Below are 13,557 nucleotides of genomic sequence, written 5' to 3' on the forward strand. Positions count from 1 at the left end.
CAGCCATCACCAAGCCCGGTTATAGTCACGATGTCGATGCATCGCGGCCCGGCCACAGCGACCGGCGCCGGCGCCGCCCGGAGGCGGCCCGGCCCGGCGGGCGCCGCGTGGCGGGTTGGGGGACCCGAGGCCACCGGCGCCGGCAGGCGCACCGTCCGGCCGCGCGCATGACGAGCTACGGGGGGAAACTTGTGATCGCGGAGCATTCCGTGATCGTGGCCCGAGGAATGGGTGTCCGCCGCGGGGGGCGGTGGCTCCTGCGCCCGGTGACCTTCGGCGTGCCCGAAGGCGTGGTCGGCCTGGCCGGTCCACCGGGTGCCGGTAAATCCACTCTGCTGGCCACGTTCGCGACCTTGCGCAAACCGAATACCGGCGTGCTGCACATTCTCGGACACGACATAACGAACTCCGCCGGGCTGCGGGCCGCCCGCGCCGGGATCGGCTACCTGCCCGCGCGGTTCTCCCGCGCGGAGAGCATGACGGCCGGCGAGTTCGTCGCGTACGCGGCGTACTACAAGCGGACCAGCGCGTCCGCCGCGCGCTCCATGCTGCGGCGCCTCGATCTCACCGAGGCCGCCGGGACGGAGCTGGCGCTGCTGCCGGCGGACGTCCGGCTGCGCGCCGGGCTCGCCGCCGCCTGCGTCCACGAACCCGACGTGCTGCTCCTGGACGACCCGTTCGGCGAGCTGTGCGCGGCGGCGGAGCCCTGGCCGACGGGCGCCGAGGGCCCGGGGCGGCGGTCGCTCACCGCGGCGATGGCTGAGCTGATCCCGGTGCTCCGCTCGCTGGCGCCCGCGGTCCTCGTCACCGCCGACGTCACCGAGACGCTCACCGGCTGGTGCGACCGGCTCTTCACGCTCACCCGCGGGCGGCTGGCCGAGCAGCCCGCGCACTCCGCCACCGCCCGCCGGGGCCGCTCCGCCGCCGACCGCCGCACCGCCCCCGGACAGCAGCCGTCCCCGGACCACCAGCGCGCCCTCGACCCGAGCCCCGCCCGCGCCCCGCGGCGCGTCCTGAATCCGCAGCGCACCCTGAAACCATCACAGGGCACTCTGGAACCACAAGGCACCTTGAACCCACAGGGCGCTCTCAAACCGCAGCGCACCCTGAAACAGCAGGGCGTCCTGAAGCCGGAGAGCAGCGGTGTCCACGCCTCGCCCGCCGCCCTTGAGGCACAGGGGGCCGGGGGGCGGCGCCCCGCCCGGCCGACGCTCCCGCGCCTCGCGCTGCCGCGGATCGCGCTGCCGCAGCCGGCCGGGCCGCAGCTGGCGAGGGCGCGGCGGCCGCCCGCCGGAAGCGCCGGCGGTGTCTGACCTCGGGCGGGTGCTCCGGCTGGACGCCCGCCGCACGGCGCTGCTGGTCGCGGTGCCGGTCCTCACCCTGGCCGGGACGGCGGCCACAGTGCTGTCGCTGTGCCCTTCGGTCGCGTACTGGGACAACACGGTCGTCGCGCTGGTCAACGCCGTCCGGTTCCTGGGTCCGGTCGCTGCGGGCCTCGCCGCGTGGGCGGCCGTCCGGGAACGCCCGCTCGACTACCTGCGCGACCTCACGGCGCGCTCGCCCGCCACCGGCGTGCTGTTCGACCTGCTGCTGCTGTCGTCCGCGGCGCTGGTGTCCTACCTCGCGGTCACGGCCCTGGTCGTCGCCGTCACCCTCGTGCACGAGGAGGCGGGCCATCCGCACCCGCTCGGCGCGGTCGCGGGCGCGGGCGCGCTCGTCCTCCACGTGGTCGTGGGGTACCTGACCGGTCGCGTCGTCCCGCACCGCGTCACCGCCGCCCTGGTCCTGGCCGTGACGTCCCTGTGGGCCGCCCTGCGCGTCCCTGGCGAGTCCTGGTGGAGCCTGCTCCCCCCTGCCGCGCTCCCCCGCCTCGACCTGTTCACCACCCTGCGGCCCGCGGTTTTCGCCGACCAGGTCCTCTGGGCCGCCGGGACGACCACCGTGCTGATCCTCGGCTACGTGATGTGGGTGACGCGCCGGTTCCTGATCGTCCTCCCCCTGGCGGTGGCGCTGGCCGCGACCGCCGCCGCCACGCTCGACCTGCGCGGCTCGTCCGGCGCGGTCGCGCCCGCCGCGGCAGAGCAGGCGTGCCGGCGGTGGCCGCTGACCGTCTGCGTGCACCCCGCGCTGCGCCACGCGCTGCCGCGGCTGATGGAGCAGGTCACCCCTCTCGCCGCGCGGCTGGACGGGACGCCCGGCGCGTTCACCAGGGTGGAGCAGCGCCCCGCCTGGGTGCCCGTCACGGTGGCGGGCGGTGTCGCGGCCGTCCACATCGACGAGAACCTCTCCCCCGGGTACGCGGCACGCGCCGTCCGGCAGATCAGCGAGGGCCTCAAGGACGGCCCCGCCTGCGCCTCCCCCAACGGCTACCGCGCGCTGGTCGACGCGTGGCTCCTCGGCGACGATCCCCGCGCCGTCCCCGACTCGCGGACCGCCCGGCGGTTCGCCTCCTGGAGCGAGCACCGCCGCCGCGCCTGGCTCCGGCTCCACTTCACCGAGTACCGCACCTGCGCGCTCGGCCGGGGCGACTTCCGCACCCCCCACCGCGAGAAGGAGCACCGCCCCGCGAAGCACCCCCGCCGCGAGGCACTGGACGGCGCGCGACCCCCCGCGTGACCGCGGCCGGACCCCCACCCGGCCGCGGTCACGCGGGGGCTCAGGCGCTCCCCGCGACCGCCTCGGCCGGGGGCGTGGTCAAGCGGCGCTCCACGAAGAACGGGGCGACCGGCAGGACGGCCGCGCCGAGCGCGAGGACCGTCCGCAGGAGGTCCCAGCGCAACTGCCCGCGGACCAGGAACACCAGCCCGACGTAGGCCATGAACAGCACTCCGTGCACCGGGCCCATCAGCTGCACGCCGGCCGGCGCGTCCGCTCCGTACTTCAGCGGCATCGCGACCAGCAGCAGGAGCAGGAACGAGGCCGCCTCCGCGATGGAGACGTACCGGAAAACGCGAATCAGATCCACGCCGGGGCCAACGGCGAAGAGGCGGCCCGGGTTTCGGACCGCCCTATGGCCTTGATCACACTGACCTCACCGGCGTGCCAGGTACACGGCGGTCCTGCCGGGAATGGTTGCCTACATGGCTCGCTCGGAACCGAAGAACGACGCGCAACCCACGCCGTCCCCCGGCCGGTCCCGTCCGCCCCGGCGCGGCCTCCCCACCCCCGTCGTGCTCGTCGTGGCCACGATCGCCCTGGTGCTGGTCGCGCAGCAGGCGCTGCGGGGCCTGCCCGGCTGGCTGAACCCGTTCGAGGAGGAGACGAAGGACCGCAGCGGGCCCGTCCTGCTCAAGTCGATCCGCGACCTCCACCGCTACGAGGCCGCGAGCGGCAACTTCCAGGTCGTCGTGGACCTGGAGAAGGACGCCAAGTTCCTGCCGTCCTCGCTGCGCGGCAACCGCACCCTGTTCGTCGGCAACGGCTCCGTCGACGCCTACGTCGACCTCTCCAAGCTCGGCTCCGGCGCCGTGAAGGTCAACGCGGACCGGACGGCCGCCACCATCACGCTGCCGCGCGCCCAACTGGGGCCGACGAACCTCGACACGAAGAACAGCTACGTCTACGCCACCCAGCGCGGCCTGCTCGACCGGTTCGGCGACTTCTTCAGCAGCAACCCGAACAACCAGCAGCAGCTCTACGTCCTGGCATCGCAGAAGATCCAGACGGCCGCAGCCCAGAGCGGCCTCAAGGAACGCGCCGACGCCAACACGAAGTCGATGCTGGAGAACATGCTCAAGGCCCTCGGCTTCAAGACCGTCACCATCACCCCGGCATCCCAGTGACCGAAGGCGTCAGCTCACTGAACCAGCGGTAGCCGTGGAGACGGGGGCGCGGAAGTGTCGTGCGACGCTCCCGGAGCAGGGTGCCGGCCCTATGCGGTGGGGACCTTCAGGATGAGGGCGTCGCCCTGGCCGCCGCCGCCGCAGAGACCGGCGGCGCCGAGGCCGCCGCCGCGGCGCTTCAGCTCGTAGGCGAGGTGGAGGGCGATGCGGGCGCCGGACATGCCGACCGGGTGGCCGACCGCGATGGCGCCGCCGTTGACGTTGACCTTCTCCGGGCCGACGCCGAGGTCGCGCATCGACTGGATGCCGACGGAGGCGAACGCCTCGTTGATCTCGATGAGGTCGAGGTCGTCCACGGACAGGCCCTCCTTGCCGAGGGCGTGCTTGATCGCGTTGGACGGCTGGGACTGGAGCGAGTTGTCCGGCCCGGCGACGTTGCCGTGCGCGCCGATCTCGGCGAGCCAGGTGAGGCCCAGCTCCTCGGCCTTCGCCTTGGACATCACCACGACCGCGGCGGCGCCGTCGGAGATCTGCGAGGACGAGCCCGCGGTGATCGTCCCCTCCTTGCCGAACGCGGGACGCAGCCGGGCGAGGACCTCCGCGCTGGTGTCGCCGCGCACGCCCTCGTCCTGGGCGAAGACGACCGGGTCGCCCTTGCGCTGCGGGATCTCGACCGGGGCGATCTCGTCGTCGAGAACGCCGTTCTTGATGGCCTCGGCGGCGCGCTGGTGGGAGCGGGCGGAGAACTCGTCCTGCTCCCCGCGCGTGATGCCGAGCTTGGCGTTGTAGCGGTCGGTCGACTCGCCCATGGAGATGCCGTCGAACGCGTCGGTGAGCGCGTCGTGGGCCATGTGGTCGAGGACCTCGACGGAGCCGTACTTGTAGCCGCCGCGCGACTTCGGCAGCAGGTGCGGCGCCTGGGACATCGACTCCATGCCGCCGGCCACCACGATGTCGAACTCGCCCGCGCGGATCAGCTGGTCGGCGAGCGCGATCGCGTCCAGCCCGGACAGGCACACCTTGTTGATCGTGATGGACGGGACGCTCATCGGGATGCCCGCCTTGACCGCGGCCTGCCGGGACGGGATCTGGCCCGCGCCGGCCTGGAGCACCTGGCCGAGGATCACGTACTGCACCTGGTCGCCGGAGACCCCGGACCGCTCCAGCGCCGCCTTGATCGCGTGCGCGCCGAGGTCGGCCGCGGAGAAGTCCTTCAGCGAGCCCATCAGGCGCCCGATGGGGGTGCGCGCTCCGGCGACGATCACGGACGTTGCGGTCATGTGGGGGCCTCCCAAGCGGTGCTGCGGCGACGTTTGCCACGATACCCAGGGGACCTGCGATCGGTTCCGTTCGCCCCCGCCTGGACGCCTGAGAGGCGGTCTGGACGCCCAAGAGGGAGTAACGCCCATGCTGACCCGTATCGACCACATCGGCATCGCCTGTCGCGATCTGGAGGCCACCGTCGAGTTCTACAAGGCGACCTACGGCTTCACCGACGCGCACTTCGAGGTGAACGAGGAGCAGGGCGTCCGGGAGTGCATGCTCAAGATCAACGAGACCGGCGACGGGGCCGCGAGCTACCTCCAGCTGATCGAGCCGATCCGGGAGGACTCGGCGGTGGCCAAGTGGCTGGAGAAGAACGGCGAGGGCGTCCACCACATCGCGTTCGGGACGGACGGGACGGTCGCCGACGAGGCCGCCGGCATCGCCGGGAAGGGCGTCCGGGTGCTGTACGACGCGCCGCGGAACGGATCCATGGGATCTTTGATCAACTTTTTGCACCCCAAGGACTGCCACGGCGTCCTGACGGAGCTCGTGCAGAAGCGCCCGGACGCCGGATGATCTTGCCTGCCGGGGGAGGCGCGGGCGCGACCGGATCGTGACGTGTTCGATATCACGGTCACGGGGGCCGGGGCATCGACCGCCGCTCTGTGACCGTTCGGACACATCTGGTGTATTTGCACCCCCGGCACCTGGGCACCCGAGGACCGGCGACGCGCCCAAACAAAAGGGACAATCCACGCAGCGCGTCAAGATGAGCCCCCAACACGGCAGTGTCCGGAGTACGCTTCATTCGCCGGAAGAGGTCTGGGGCTCAGCGCCGTTTCACGCCAGGCGATCAACCGGTCCCCGGAACCACCCGTAGCCCCGTCACATCAGGATTGAGCCACATGCAGTCCGACATCGACGCCCAGCTCAGCAACTTCTTTGAAGACACGCCCCCGCGCGAGTTCGACGTGGTGCTTCGCGGCTACGACCGGCACCAGGTCGACGAGCACATCAAGACGCTCGACAACGAGGTGCGGCAGACCCGCGAGCAGACCCAGGCCCTGCAGCGGGAGCTGTCGGACGCCCATCGGCAGCTGCAGGAGCAGGAACGTCCCACCTACTCCGGTCTCGGCGCCCGCATCGAGCAGCTGCTGCGGCTCGCCGAGGAGCAGGCCACCGAGCTCGTCCAGGCCGCCCGGTCGGAGGCCAACGAGATCAAGGCCGCGGCCAAGGTGGACGCCGCCGAGCAGCGCGCGACCGCCGAGAACGACGCCGCCGAACTGCGCGCCAACGCCCAGCGCGAGGGCGACGACATGCGCGGGGCCGCCGAGCGGGAGGCCGAGGAGGTGCGCACCTCCGCCCGCCGCGAGGCCGACGAGCTGACCTCCACCACCGAGCGCGAGGTGGCCAAGCTGCGCGCCACCGCCGACCACGAGGTCGCCGAGAAGCGCGCCGCCGCGGAGCGGGAGATCGCCAAGCTGCGCACCACCACCGAGCGCGAGGTCGCGCAGCTGCGCGCGTCCACCAAGCGCGAGCGGGACGAGATCCTCACCACGGCCAAGCGGCAGGCCGACGAGATGCGCGCCCAGGCACAGCGCATCCTGGAGGAGAGCGAGGCCCAGCGCGCCCAGGCCGAGGCGGAGTTCGAGATCCAGCTCGCCGCCCGCCGCGAGGAGGCCGACCGGCAGGACGCCGAGCGCCACTCCGCGGCTCAGGCCGCGACGCAGAAGCTCGTCGCCGAGGCCGAGCAGCGCGCCGCGTCCGCCGAGCAGCGCGCCGCGAAGGCGACCCAGCAGGCCGAGCAGACCCGGCGCGAGGCCGACTCGCACGCCAAGCAGCTGATGGCCAACGCCCGCAAGAACTCCGACAACGTGATCGCCGAGGCCAAGGCGCAGGCCGAGCAGCTGCTCGCCGAGACCAAGGCCGAGGCCGACCGCGTCCGGACCGCGGCACAGCGGCAGGTCGACGAGCTCACCCGGCAGCGCGACAGCATCACCAGCCACCTCAACCAGCTGCGCCAGCTCATCGGCGGCGTCGCGCCGACGATGGGCAGCGAGGCCGAGTTGCCCGCGCCCCCGGAGAAGGCCGCGATCCCGGCGGCCGAGCCGAAGCCGGCCCCGGCGCAGGCCGCGCCGAAGCAGCAGCCGGCCGCCAAGGCCGCGCCCGCCGCCAAGCCGGCCCAGGCCAAGAAGTCCGAGGAGGACGACGAGGACTGGTGGCAGGAGTGACCGGTACGGTGGCCGCCTGACGGTCTGCGCGTGACAGGGAAAAGCCTGGAGGCGGTGAAACGTCTCCAGGCTTTCCGTCGTCCCACACCGTAGGCGTGACGAAGAGGAGAGCGGCGTGCCCGACGAGACCCACGAGGACGGTCCGAAACCGGCGTCCGGCGAGACCCGGCCCGCGGCCGCCGGCAGGGTCCCGACGCCGGCCCCGCCCCCCGACGACGACCGGACGGAACCCGCGTCCGAACCCGGCCTGCCCGGCGACTCCACCGAGCCGACCGAGTCCGGCGAGTCCGGCGAGTCCGGCGCGGAGAGCGCGGACACCGGCAGCGCCGACACCGAGGAAGCCGACCGGAACGGCGAGACCGACCAGGACGCCGAGACCGACCAGGACGCCGAGGGCGACCGGGACGGGGACGGGGAGGGCGACACCGAGGTCGCGCCCAGCGGCGCGCTCGTCCCCGAGGAGACGGAGCCGCCCGTCGGGGAACGCGACCCGGCGACAGGCACCCCGGTGAACCTCCCGGCACGGGTCGCCACCGAGCGGGCCGCACCCGACCCGCGCGCCCCCGACCCGGCGCACGACGTCGAGCAGCGCAAGCGCGAGGCGGGCGTCGACCACCTGTTCCCGTTCGGGCGGCCCGGCCAGCCGCTCGGCCGCGCCCACCCGTTCGTGTTCGGGTTCACCGCGGCGCTCGGCGTCATCACCGCCTGGCTGCTGGTGCGGGCCGCGACCAACGCCAAGTCCGTGATCGTGATGATCGTCGTCGCGATGTTCCTGGCGGTCGGGCTGAACCCGGCGGTCGAGCGGCTCCGCAGGTTCGGGCTCCCGCGCGGCGCGGCGGTCGCGTCGGTGTTCCTGCTGGTGATCCTGTTCTTCGCCGGGTTCGTCGCCTCGCTCGTCCAGCCGGTCACCGAGCAGGTCACCGAGCTGCGCAAGAACATCCCCGAGTACGTCGAGCAGTTGCAGAACAACCAGACGCTGGCCGACTGGGACAAGCGCTACGGCCTGCTGGAACGGGCCGAGAAGGGCGTCAACAGCCCCGACTTCCAGAACAGCCTCACCGATACCGCCACCGGTATCGGCAAGGTCGCGGTCAACGGCATCTTCCAGACGATCACGATCCTGATCCTGACGCTGTACTTCCTCAGCTCGCTGCCGCAGATCAAGACGTTCTTCTACCAGCTCGCGCCGCGCTCGCGAAGAGCCCGCGTCGCCCTGCTCGGCGACGAGATCCTCGACCGGATCGGCGGCTACGTCGCCGGGCAGTTCACCATCGCGTTCATCGCGGGCGTCAGCTCGTACGTCTTCCTGTCGATCATCGGGGTGAAGTACGCGCTCGCGCTGGCGCTGATCGTCGCGGTGACCGACCTGATCCCGCTGATCGGGGCCACGATCGGCGCGGTGATCGTGTCGCTGGTCGCGTTCCTCACCGGCGACACCACCGACCTGATCATCTGTGCGATCTTCTACCTGGTGTACCAGCAGCTGGAGAACTACCTGGTCTATCCGCGCGTGATGAAGCGGACCGTGGACGTCCAGCCGGCGGTGACGATCGTGGCGGCGCTGGTCGGGGCGGCGCTGCTCGGCGTGGTCGGGGCGCTGCTGGCGATCCCGACGGCGGCGGCGATCTCGCTGCTGATCCGCGAGGTGGTCATGCCCCGCCAGGAGACGCTCTGAGCTCGGGTGGCGGCGGGGCGGCCGTCACCCCGCGGGCCGTCACCCCGCGGGCCGGGACGTGCGGGCGAGGGCGGCGGCGAACTCCGCCACCGCCTGGTTGAACAGGTCCGGCTGCTCGACCGCGCACAGGTGGCCGGCGCGCGGCATCACCAGCAGCTCGGCGTTCGGCAGGGTTTCGGCCATGGCGCGGGCCTCGTCCTCGGTGGCGAGTTCGTCCTCGTCCCCGACCATGACGAGGGCGGGGACCCGCAGGTCGCGGAGCGTGCCGAACGAGTCCGCGCGTCCCGCCATGGCGCGCTGCGCCCACGCGGCGGCATGCGGCGGGGTGGCCTGGACGAGGCCGCGGACCCGCCCGTAGATCAGGGCGCGCTGCCGGTAGGTGGTGGGCCCGACGAGGCCGGGCAGCACCTCGTCCACGAGGACCCGGGGGCTGCGGTCGCGCTCCAGCCGCTCGGCCTGGCGCAGCCGGTTCTCCCGGACGGGCGCGGTGTCGGCGGAGGCGCGGGTCGCCGCCAGCACGAGGCCGAGGATCAGGTCGGGGTGCCGCCGGCACAGCGCCATCGCCACGTAGCCGCCCATGGACAGGCCCCCGACGACGGCCCGCCGGACGCCGAGGCGGCGGAACACGCGGGCGACGTCGTCGGCCATGGTGTCGATCGACGGCTCGTCGTCGCCGAGGACGGACCCGCCGAAACCGCGCAGGTCGGGGGTGATGACCCGGAAGCGGTTCGCAAGGCCCTCGCGCTGGGCCAGCCACATCGCCGAGGAGAGCGGGAAGGCGTGCAGCAGGACCAGCGGTGTGCCGGCTCCGACGTCCCGTGCGTACAGCTGCACCGTCATTGGGCAATCGTCACCCGCGATCGCGTCCGGTGGGACAGGAGTGGCCGCGATCGGCCGCATGTGTTTAGTTGTCCGATTCATCCCATTCGGTGGGCAGCGGATGGGCGGCCGGCGCGACCCGCTTGACGATCTCGTTCAGCACGGTCCGGACGTAGGGTTCGCCCACCCAGAGGTGCTTGGCGTTGTCCACCGCGACCACCTCGGCCTGCGGGACGCGCTTGAACCGCTCCCGCGCCTCCGCCGGGCGCAGGTAGTCGTCGAACTCGGGCACGAGGGCGACCACCGGGCGCCCGTCGGCGCCCCACGCGTCCAGGTCGGCGTCCCCGGCGCGCTTCAGCGGCGGCGACAGCAGGATCACGCCCTCCACCAGCGGGTCGCGTCCCCACCGCAGCGCCAGTTCCGTGCCGAACGACCAGCCGAGCAGCCACGGGCGCGGCAGGTCGTGGTACTCGGTGTACTCCAGCGCCGCCGCCACGTCGAACCGCTCGGTCTCCCCGTCACCGAACTCGCCCTGGCTCGTGCCGCGCGCCGACGTCGTCCCGCGGGTGTTGAACCGCAGCACCGCGAGGTCGGCGAGCGCCGGGAGCCGGTAGGACGCCTTGCGCAGCACGTGGCTGTCCATCATCCCCTCGGCCGTGGGCAGCGGATGCAGGCAGACCAGCGTCGCCACCGGCGGCCGCTCCGGCGGCAGCGCCAGCTCCCCGACCAGCTCCAGCCCGTCGGACGTGTGCAGCGTGATCTCCTCGCGCCGCGCCGGCAGCACGCTCGCCGCCCTGATCTCCGCCATGGGTCTCCTTAGTGAACGGGCTTAGTAACGGGGCGCGTTGCGGCCGCGCAGGATGCGGGGCGAGCGCCGGGTGCGGGCCTGCCAGCAGGGGCGGTGCCAGTGCCGCCGGTCGTCGCCGCGGTCGCCCGCCCGCCAGGCGACGACGTGCCCGACACCCGGCGGGATCTCCTGGTCGCATCCGGGGCACCGGTACGGCTTCGTCGCGTTGGCCCCCGCGATCGGCCGGACGATCCATTCGCCGTCCGGCCCCTCCTCGGTCTCCTCGACCCGGGCACCGCCCGTCGGGGGGCGTCCGGAGACGGCGCGGCGGTTCTTGCGGGGGCTCATGCTTCGAGGATATTCAGCGCAGCGGCTTGCCCGCGGTGACGTGCTCCACAAGGAGCGGGGACGGGGCGAGCGACGGCTCGCGGGTCTCCGCGTGCAGGGCGCGCAGCACGGCGACGGCGCGGTCCGGGCCGAGGCGGTCGAGGTCGGCGACCGGCCCGGTCGGGTAGCCGCAGCCCAGCGTCATCGCGGCGTCGATCGCGTCGGCGTCGGCGTACCCGGCGCCGAGCATGGCGGCGGCGTCGTTCAGGTACGGGAAGCGCAGCGCGTCCACGATGAAGCCGGCGCGGTCGCGGCACCGGACGGCGGTGAGACCGAGGCGCCCGAGCAGCCCGGCGGCGCGCTCGGCGACGTCCGGAGCGGTCGCCACCGTCGCGGCGACCTCGGCGAGGGTGCCCGCCGGGTCGGGAAGGTGCAGCCCGACGACGTCGGCGGGACGTCCGGTGGCCATGGCCTGCTCGATCACGGAGCCGCCGACGGAGGTGACGGCGACGACCGTGCCGGGCTTGGCGGCCTGGACGGCGGCCGACAGCAGCGCCCGCGCGGCCTCGGCGTCCTCCGCCGCCTCGATGATCAGGTCGCAGCCGCCGAGGCCCGCGGCGGAGTCGCGCACCTCGCTGCCCGCCCGGTCGCACAGCGCGGCGACCGCGTCCGCGAGCGGGCCGACGCCGACGATCCCCACCACCGGCTGCGGGACGTCCACGGCCTCCTCCTCCCCGGCACCGGCGGATTCGCCGTAGGAGTGGAAGCCGCGGCCGGTCTTGCGCCCGAGCAGCCCGGCGGTGACCAGCTCGCGGAGCAGCGGCGACGCGGCGTGCCGCCGGTCCCGCGACTCGGCGTAGATGGCTTCCAGGACCTCCAGGCAGGTGTCGAGGCCGATCAGGTCCATGAGGGTGAACGGACCCATCGGCAGGCCCGCGCCCTCCTTCATCGCGGTGTCGATGTCATCGCGGGTGGCGTGGCCGGCCTCCAGCATCCCGGCGGCCTGGTTCAGGTAGCCGAACAGCAGCCGGTTCGCGACGAACCCGGCGCGGTCCCCGATCGTGACCGGCGTCTTGCCGAGGCCCCGCACCAGCTCGGCGACCCGGGTCACGGCCTCCGGCTCGGTCAGCACCGTCCCGATGATCTCGACCAGCTTCATCACCGGCGCCGGGTTGAAGAAGTGCACCCCGACGATCTTGCTGGGACGGCCGGTGGTGACCGCGATGTCGGTGACCGACAGCGACGAGGTGTTGGTGGCGAGGACGGCGTCGTCCCGGCACACCCGGTCCAGCTCGGTGAAGACCGTCCGCTTGAGGTCGAGCCGCTCGGGGACGGCCTCGATGACGAGGTCGCAGTCGCCGAGGTCGGCGAAGTCGGTGGACAGCGTGATCCGGCCGAGGATCTCGCGCTGCGCGTCCTCGGTGAGCCTGCCGCGCTTGACGGCCCGCCCGGTCGAACTCTCCAGGTGCCCGCGCCCGCGTTCCAGCGCGTCCGCGTTCACCTCGATGCCGACGACCGCGAGGCCGCCGCGCGCCACCACCTCGGCGATGCCCGCGCCCATCGTGCCCAGTCCGACGACCCCGACCCTGCTGAACGAACCACCAGTCATGCCCGCAGTCTCCCAGAGCGCGCACGCGCCGCCGTGCCCGGGTACGACCGGAACGTGCGCCTCGGAATCTTCCTCCTCGCCGCCCGTTTCCCCGGACAGGACGACGCCGCCGCCCTCTCCCGCACCGTCGAGGCCGCCCTCGCCGCCGAGCTGGCCGGGTTCGACGACGTGTGGCTGGCCGAACACCACTTCATGAGCTACGGCGTCGTCCCGTCGGCGACGCTGCTGGCCGGGCACATCCTGGCCGCGACCACCCGCGTCCACGTCGGGACGGCGGTGAGCGTGCTCTCCACCCAGCATCCGGTGGCGCTGGCCGAGCAGGCCGCGATGCTGTCGCTGCTGTCCGGCGGCCGGTTCCGGCTGGGCGTCGGGCGCGGCGGACCGTGGCGGGACCTGGAGGTCTTCGGCACCGGCCTCCCCCGCTACGAGCACGGCTTCGCCGAGTCGCTGGACCTGCTGCTCGCCTGGCTGCACTCCGACCGCGTCGCGTGGTCGGGCGAGCACTTCCGCTTCCGTGAAGTACCGGTCGTCCCGCGCGCGCTCGTCCCACCGCAGATTACGGTCGCCTGCACGTCCCCTGCCACGGAGGCGCTCGCGGCCGGACGCGGCCTGCCGATGCTGCTCGGCATGCACGTGGGACCGGACGAGAAGGCCGCCGCCGTCGCCCGCCACGGCGACCCGTCCCTCCCCCACATCTCGACCCACGTGGCCCAGGTCGCCGACACGCGAGAGGAGGCCGTCCGCACCCTCCTGGACGAGATGCCGCGCTGGCTCGGCCCCGGCCTGGACGGATACGTCGCCGTGGACGACCGTCCCCGCCCGCCCGGCGACCCGGTCGGCTACACGCGCCGCATGTGCGACCTGCACCCCGTCGGCTCACCGGACGACTGCGTCGAATCACTGCTGACCACGGTGGAACGCACCGGAATCAGACACCTGATCATGCTCGTCGAGGCGGCCGGCTCCCGCGCCGCCACCCTGGAGAACATCGCCCGCCTGGGCGCCGACGTCCTCCCCAAGGTCCGCGCCGCCACATAGACGTGGGGGGGGGCGAGCCGCGG

General features: G+C 73.2%; 13 protein-coding genes. 7 read left to right on the forward strand and 6 right to left on the reverse strand.

Features of this window, described 5'->3' with window-relative positions; genetic code table 11:
- Positions 1–227: 227 nt before the first annotated feature.
- Positions 228–1,313, forward strand: a complete 1,086-nt coding sequence (locus ABGB11_RS36670; RefSeq protein WP_347640106.1) for an ATP-binding cassette domain-containing protein — start codon at positions 228–230, stop codon at positions 1,311–1,313.
- Positions 1,306–2,616 carry a hypothetical protein gene (locus ABGB11_RS36675; RefSeq protein ID WP_347640091.1) on the forward strand — a complete coding sequence of 437 codons (1,311 nt, stop codon included), beginning with the start codon at positions 1,306–1,308 and terminating at the stop codon, positions 2,614–2,616. The genes ABGB11_RS36670 and ABGB11_RS36675 overlap by 8 nt, the downstream gene beginning before the upstream one ends.
- A gap of 40 nt (positions 2,617–2,656) precedes the next feature.
- Here the strand turns inward: ABGB11_RS36675 and ABGB11_RS36680 are convergent, their stop codons facing one another.
- On the reverse strand, positions 2,657–2,965 hold the full coding sequence (locus tag ABGB11_RS36680; RefSeq protein WP_347640092.1) for a DUF3817 domain-containing protein: 309 nt from the start codon (positions 2,963–2,965) through the stop codon (positions 2,657–2,659).
- A gap of 115 nt (positions 2,966–3,080) precedes the next feature.
- Here ABGB11_RS36680 and ABGB11_RS36685 point away from each other — a divergent pair, with 115 nt between their 5' ends.
- Positions 3,081–3,782 carry a DUF4230 domain-containing protein gene (locus tag ABGB11_RS36685; protein WP_347640093.1) on the forward strand — a complete coding sequence of 234 codons (702 nt, stop codon included), beginning with the start codon at positions 3,081–3,083 and terminating at the stop codon, positions 3,780–3,782.
- Positions 3,783–3,871: 89 nt separating this feature from the next.
- On the opposite strand, the gene ABGB11_RS36690 is transcribed toward ABGB11_RS36685, so the two are convergent.
- Positions 3,872–5,062: an acetyl-CoA C-acetyltransferase gene (locus ABGB11_RS36690; protein WP_347640094.1), complete on the reverse strand. Its 1,191-nt coding sequence runs from the start codon at positions 5,060–5,062 to the stop codon at positions 3,872–3,874.
- A 127-nt stretch (positions 5,063–5,189) separates the two neighbouring features.
- On the opposite strand from ABGB11_RS36690, the gene mce reads away from it, so the two are divergent.
- The 3 genes from mce (at position 5,190) to ABGB11_RS36705 (ending at position 8,954) form a co-directional block, all read left to right on the forward strand.
- Positions 5,190–5,624 carry a methylmalonyl-CoA epimerase gene (mce, locus tag ABGB11_RS36695; RefSeq protein ID WP_347640095.1) on the forward strand — a complete coding sequence of 145 codons (435 nt, stop codon included), beginning with the start codon at positions 5,190–5,192 and terminating at the stop codon, positions 5,622–5,624.
- A gap of 329 nt (positions 5,625–5,953) precedes the next feature.
- A complete protein-coding gene (locus ABGB11_RS36700) occupies positions 5,954–7,279 on the forward strand; it encodes a DivIVA domain-containing protein (RefSeq protein WP_347640096.1) in 1,326 nt (441 codons plus the stop codon).
- Positions 7,280–7,394: 115 nt separating this feature from the next.
- A complete protein-coding gene (locus ABGB11_RS36705) occupies positions 7,395–8,954 on the forward strand; it encodes an AI-2E family transporter (RefSeq protein WP_347640097.1) in 1,560 nt (519 codons plus the stop codon).
- Between the two features lie 39 nt (positions 8,955–8,993).
- Here ABGB11_RS36705 and ABGB11_RS36710 read toward each other — a convergent pair whose 3' ends face one another.
- The 4 genes from ABGB11_RS36710 to ABGB11_RS36725 all read right to left on the reverse strand — a co-directional run bounded on the left by ABGB11_RS36710 (position 8,994) and on the right by ABGB11_RS36725 (position 12,496).
- A complete protein-coding gene (locus ABGB11_RS36710) occupies positions 8,994–9,794 on the reverse strand; it encodes an alpha/beta fold hydrolase (RefSeq protein WP_347640098.1) in 801 nt (266 codons plus the stop codon).
- A 64-nt stretch (positions 9,795–9,858) separates the two neighbouring features.
- Positions 9,859–10,581, reverse strand: a complete 723-nt coding sequence (locus tag ABGB11_RS36715; protein WP_347640099.1) for an alpha/beta hydrolase — start codon at positions 10,579–10,581, stop codon at positions 9,859–9,861.
- A gap of 21 nt (positions 10,582–10,602) precedes the next feature.
- The gene (locus ABGB11_RS36720) at positions 10,603–10,908 is read right to left on the reverse strand and encodes an ATP/GTP-binding protein (RefSeq protein ID WP_347640100.1); all 306 of its coding nucleotides are present in this window, start codon (positions 10,906–10,908) and stop codon (positions 10,603–10,605) included.
- Between the two features lie 13 nt (positions 10,909–10,921).
- Positions 10,922–12,496, reverse strand: a complete 1,575-nt coding sequence (locus ABGB11_RS36725) for a 3-hydroxybutyryl-CoA dehydrogenase (protein ID WP_347640101.1) — start codon at positions 12,494–12,496, stop codon at positions 10,922–10,924.
- A gap of 54 nt (positions 12,497–12,550) precedes the next feature.
- Between ABGB11_RS36725 and ABGB11_RS36730 the strand changes: the two genes are divergently transcribed.
- A complete protein-coding gene (locus tag ABGB11_RS36730) occupies positions 12,551–13,534 on the forward strand; it encodes an LLM class flavin-dependent oxidoreductase (RefSeq protein ID WP_347640102.1) in 984 nt (327 codons plus the stop codon).
- Positions 13,535–13,557 lie beyond the last annotated feature (23 nt).

This window comes from Actinomadura sp. B10D3, assembly GCF_039871695.1.
GTDB lineage: Bacteria > Actinomycetota > Actinomycetes > Streptosporangiales > Streptosporangiaceae > Spirillospora > Spirillospora madurae.